Origin of the sequence: Intestinibacter sp., assembly GCF_022780145.1 — a bacterium.
Lineage (GTDB): Bacteria > Bacillota > Clostridia > Peptostreptococcales > Peptostreptococcaceae > Intestinibacter.
The window spans coordinates 1-4929 of the sequence record NZ_JALEXO010000247.1 but is presented as its reverse complement, the minus strand read 5'-3'; the positions used below and the strand labels follow the sequence as shown (position 1 = coordinate 4929).

General features: G+C 32.9%; 6 protein-coding genes. All 6 read left to right on the top strand.

Features of this window, described 5'->3' with window-relative positions; all coding sequences use genetic code 11:
- On the top strand, positions 1-180 hold a 180-nt coding region (locus tag MR593_RS09395; RefSeq protein ID WP_290692201.1), incomplete at its 5' end, for a hypothetical protein.
- Between the two features lie 239 nt (positions 181-419).
- Positions 420-1091: an FtsX-like permease family protein gene (locus MR593_RS09390; RefSeq protein WP_290692199.1), complete on the top strand. Its 672-nt coding sequence runs from the start codon at positions 420-422 to the stop codon at positions 1089-1091.
- 100 nt (positions 1092-1191) lie between these two features.
- On the top strand, positions 1192-1866 hold the full coding sequence (locus tag MR593_RS09385; RefSeq protein WP_290692197.1) for a response regulator transcription factor: 675 nt from the start codon (positions 1192-1194) through the stop codon (positions 1864-1866).
- A 6-nt stretch (positions 1867-1872) separates the two neighbouring features.
- Positions 1873-2892, top strand: coding sequence for a sensor histidine kinase (locus tag MR593_RS09380; protein ID WP_290692195.1), 1020 nt, complete (start codon positions 1873-1875; stop codon positions 2890-2892).
- 90 nt (positions 2893-2982) lie between these two features.
- The gene (locus tag MR593_RS09375) at positions 2983-3954 is read left to right on the top strand and encodes a threonine ammonia-lyase (RefSeq protein ID WP_290692193.1); all 972 of its coding nucleotides are present in this window, start codon (positions 2983-2985) and stop codon (positions 3952-3954) included.
- 318 nt (positions 3955-4272) lie between these two features.
- Positions 4273-4929 (top strand): saccharopine dehydrogenase family protein (locus MR593_RS09370; protein WP_290692191.1); only part of this gene is annotated, 657 nt, incomplete at its 3' end.

Here is a 4929-nt window from a genome sequence, read left to right as displayed (position 1 = left end):
TATGGAGATAATATTTCTGAATTAAGCGATGAGGATATAGAATCCATAAAATCAATTAAAGGTGTAACTTCAGTAAAAGTAAGCAAGGTCTCAAATTTACAAATGGACATGAACGAAGATGTTCTTATGCCTGCTTTAAAGGCTGGATATGAGAGATTCTCTACAGAGGAAAATACTTAGACGATTATCTACAAAAGATAAAGAAGGATCCAAGTAAACTTACTACATGGGTATCATTTGTAGACGACGAAACTATAGACAAATTTGAAAAGTTAAATGATGATAAAATAGATGTAGAGGCATTTAAGCAAGGAAAAATAGCACTTACAAGTACATTCTACTATCCTAATTACGAAGAATTAGATTTTTCTAATCAACAAATTACATTTAGAAATTCAGATAGAACTAAGTCTGTTGATTTGGGAGTAAATATAGTTGAAGATAAAAATGATGTACTTAACTTTGGTAAAGAAAACGAAATAGGTATACCTATATTTTATATAAGTGAGTCTGTAATAGATAAAATCGACTGCGATATACTAAATAATATTGTAAAGGTCGATGTAAATCAAAAATACGAAATATCAGTAAAAAATAAGCTAAAGCTTATGGCTGAAGAAAGCAAGGATGTAAATTTAGAAGCAAGATCAGATGCAGTTGAAAACTTCGAACAAAGTATGATAATGATGAACATAATAGTTGGCGGAATTTCTATAATTTTGATATTTATAGGGATACTTAATTTTATAAATGTAATGGTCACAAATGTAAATACGAGATTGACAGAGCTTGCCGTAATTGAGAGCATAGGAATGACTAAAAGACAAATCAAGAAGATGCTGACTTTTGAAGGCTTGTATTATGCAGGTATAACGATATTTATGATAATGACCTTAGGTATGAGTGTCGTGTATATGATTTCAAAATTTATTAAAAATATGGTCGATTATGCAGAATTTGTATTTCCTACCAGTGCGTTGATTTTATTGGTAGTGCTTATATTGCTAGTTTGCACTATAACTCCTAGCGTTGTGTATAAACAAAGCTCTAAATCAAGCGTGACAGAGAGACTTAGAAGAATAGAAAAATAGCTATATTTACGATAAAATGATAGAATTTAAGTAAATAATATTTATATCACGGATAATATACAATCTATTGTCCGTGATTTATTGTATTTAGGAGGAAGCAATGAAAAATATTTTAATTGTCGAGGATGACAAGCTTTTAAATAGAGGTGTGTCGTTTGCACTCAAAAAAGAAGGCTATAATACTATAAGTGTATATACTAAGCAGGAGGCGAAAAATGCTATATCTGAAAATCATATAGATTTTCTGCTTTTAGATATAGGTCTGCCAGATGGAAGCGGGTTAGATTTATGTAGCGAGATAAAAAATCAAATAGATTTTCCAGTCGTGTTTTTCACTGCAAATGATACTGAGGAGGATATGATAAAGGGATTTGAGAGTGGTTGTGACGACTATATATCAAAGCCTTTTTCAATAGAGGTGCTTAAATTTAAGATAAATGCAATTTTAAAAAGAAGCGATATAAAGGCTAAGAAATTATTTGTATATAAGGATTTGAAGATAGATTTTGACAGTAAAAAGGTATATAAGAGAAATGAAGAAATCAAGCTAAGTGTCACAGAATACAAGCTTTTGGAGCTCCTTTGCAAAAATAAGGGGATAGCTATGACCAAGGAGGTTTTGCTGGATAAATTATGGGATTACAATGGAAATTATGTAGATGACAACACTTTATCTGTCAACGTCAGAAGACTTCGCAAAAAAATCGAGGATGACCCTAAAAATCCAGAATATATAGTTACGTTGTTTGGAATAGGTTATATATTGGGAGAGTAGCTTGTTATGAAGAGATTAAATATAATTAATTTTATACTCAATTTTGTAGTTTTTATAGCTTGTTTATCGTTTAATATATGTATTTTTATGTGGACAAAGGATTACGATATAAATATTTCGATTATAACTATAGCTTTTACATTTGCGATTTTTATTATATTTTTTTTACAGAAATTATTTTTTAAAAAATATACAAATGAGATACTAGTTAAATTGTCAGATATGCTAGCAAGTATTTCTGATATGAGAGAAGATGAAGTTTTTAGCATGATAGATGATTCTATATTTTCAAAGCTTCAGCATCAGACATTGAGATTAATAAACATATTAAAATCACAAAATAAAAAAATTGAAACAGAAAAAAACGAAATAAAATCTCTAATATCGGATATCGCACACCAGCTGAAAACACCGCTGACAAATATGAAGATGTACAGCGAATTTCTGCAAGACGAGGATTTATCAGAGGATGAGAGACAAGAGTTTAACCAAGTTATACTATTGTCACTAGATAAATTGTGCTTTTTAGTGGAGAGTATGATAAAGATGTCTAGATTGGAAAGCTCAGTAATAAATCTACACAAAACAACGTCCGACATAAACGATGCCGTAGTATCTGCGATTTCTCAGCTATACAAAAAGGCACAGTCTAAAAATATAACGATAGATTTTGAACCAAAGCAAAAAATACTACTAGACTACGATAAAAAATGGACATCAGAGGCGATATTCAACATAATCGAAAACGCAATTAAATACTCAAAAGAAAATACTACGATATCCATATCGATTGAAAAGTACGAGATATTTACTAGAATAGATATCACGGATCAAGGTATCGGTATATCCGAGGATGAAATTCCAAAAATCTTTGGTAGATTCTATAGAGGTAGAGATGTCTTAGAGGAAGAAGGAATAGGTATAGGGCTTTATTTGAGCAGAGAAATTATATCAAAGCAAGGTGGATACATAAAGGTCAAATCATCAGAATTGGGAAGTACATTTTCTGTATTTTTACAAAACTAAAATATTTTAATATAATAAAACTTTAATATGTTATAGTCGTATAAAATGGTATATAATATAGTAAAGTTTAAAATATCATGGGGGATAACGATGGAAGTAAAATTACAAGTATCAGATGTATTTCAAGCAAAAAAAAGAATAAAAGACTACGTAAAAGTGACACCACTTATAAGAGCTGAAAATCTTGAAAAATTATTCGACGGAGCAGAAATTTGGCTAAAATTAGAAAATATGCAATACACAGGAGCATTCAAATTACGTGGAGTAAGCAACAAAATGCTAATTACACCAAAGGAAGAGCTACAAAAGGGTGTAACAGCAGCATCAAGCGGTAACCATGCACAAGCAGTAAGCTACATGGCACAGCAATTAGGGGTAAAAGCAACTATAGTAATGCCAGAAAATGCACCTAAAGCAAAAATAGCAGGAGCAAAGGGATACGGTGCAGAAGTAGTGCTTGCAGGATTTACTGGACAAGACAGAGATAAAAAATGTGCAGAATTAATAGAAGAACACGGATACTGCCTAGTTCATTCACATATGGACCCAGCAGTAATAATAGGTCATGGAACAGTGGCAATAGAAGCACTAGAACAAATGAATGGTGAAATGGACGAGTTCATCATGCCATGTGGAGCAGGAAGCTTGACAAGTGGAGGTTCATTTGCAATAAAGGGAGTTGATCCAAGTATAAAAGTAACAGCTGTAGAACCTAAGGAAGTACCTCTATTTACAGAAGCATTAAAAGCAGACAAGGCTCTGACAGTAGAAATGGGTCAAACTATAGCAGACGGTCTTCGTATAAGCAAGGCAGAAGAAATAAACTTCGAAATGATAAGAGACAACGTAGATACAGTAGTAGCAGTAGAAGAAGCATCAATAGCAGAAGCTGTAAAATTACTAGGATTAAAAGAAAAAATATTAGCAGAACCATCAGCATGTGTAGGTATAGCAGCAATGCTTGAAAATAAAATAGACACAAGTGCGGGTCGCCGTATATGCATAGTTATAACAGGTGGTAATGTAGATGCATCACTTTATGCTGAATTAATAAACAAATAAATTTTTATAGACTTAGTTTACAAACTACTATTAATATCTTAGAATATAAATAAGAAAACAAAATAAATTCGGATGAGGATAATCCTAGAAGCTACTTAAATGTAGTGCCGAAGAAGCAAAGAAAGAGTTGGTCTAAACTTTTTTGGAAACTGACAGGCAAAAGGAAGATTATCTGACGAAACTTTGGAGAGAACGGATTTCCGTCGCCTACGTGGCTATAACCAACTGGCAAAAGGACAGAGTAACAGGACACTTTAATTAGTGAGCCTTGTTACCCTGTCTTTTTTATTTTAATTAAAAAAATGGGAGTGATAATTTATGAGAATGATGTTAGTAGGAGCAGGTGCAGTGGGAGAATCTATACTAAGGATAATTCAAAGCAGGCTTGACTATAGAACATGGCTGGAGTTTGTTTTAGTTGCAGATTATGATTTAGATAGAGCAGAGGAAGTAATTAGTCATTTAAGAGATAGGGACGACTTAAAGGCGGTCAAGGTCGATGCTAGAAATGAAAAGGACATTGTAGAATTAATTGAAACATATGATATAGACTTCGTGATGGATGCTGCAGCACCATTTGTAAGCAACAATATTTTTGATGCGGCTTACGAGGCTGGAGCAAATTACGGAAGTATGGGAACTTGGTCTGTGCCTATGGAGCATCCTAAGCTAGGTCTCGGCATAGAAAATAGCTATGTAGAGCCTATGACAAAATACAACTTTGACAGACATGATAAATGGAGAGATAAAAATCAAATGGCATGTATTTGCATGGGAATCGACCCAGGAGTGGTAAATGTATTTGCAAAATATGCAGCTGAATATGAGTTTGATGAGTTACAAGAGGTTCATGTAAAGGACGGTGGAAATCTAAGTATACCTGGAGCGAAGGAGGGAGAAGTGACATTTGGGTTTAATGTATGGACAGTTTTAGACGAGGTCATGAATCCAAATGTAGAGTACAACGCAGACAAG

Coding starts and splice junctions, on each gene's coding strand:
- MR593_RS09385 (WP_290692197.1), top strand. CDS start 1,192: ATGAAAAATATTTTAATTGTCGAGGATGACAAGCTTTTAAATAGAGGT.
- MR593_RS09380 (WP_290692195.1), top strand. CDS start 1,873: ATGAAGAGATTAAATATAATTAATTTTATACTCAATTTTGTAGTTTTT.
- MR593_RS09375 (WP_290692193.1), top strand. CDS start 2,983: ATGGAAGTAAAATTACAAGTATCAGATGTATTTCAAGCAAAAAAAAGA.